Annotated in this window: 1 pseudogene; it reads left to right on the top strand. The window is 40.9% G+C overall.

Annotation, left to right across the window (positions count from 1 at the left end):
- Nucleotides 1-274: pseudogene (locus R0K30_RS21880) on the top strand (hypothetical protein); the annotation flags it as partial.

Raw genomic sequence — 274 nt, 5'->3', positions numbered from 1 at the left:
CTCGATATTCTTGCCTCAATGCGTTTATGCGCAAACGTCCCTGCTCAATATGCCATTCAGCAAGCATTGGGTGGGGTACAATCCATTGACAGTTTAATTGACCCCGGAGGTCGCTTATATGAGCAACGAGATATTGCTTGGCGTGGATTAAATGCAATTGAGGGGATAAGCTGTAAAAAGCCAAAAGGGGCGCTGTATGCATTTCCCAAAGTTGATACAAAATTGTTTAATATTAAAAATGATGAACAAATGATGTTTGACTTGTTAAAGGCAG

The organism is Bacillus sp. SIMBA_154 (assembly GCF_046536015.1).
Classification (GTDB): domain Bacteria; phylum Bacillota; class Bacilli; order Bacillales; family Bacillaceae; genus Bacillus; species Bacillus pumilus_P.
The sequence above is the reverse complement of the archived record's forward strand: the minus strand, read 5'-3'. Positions and strand labels throughout refer to the sequence as shown.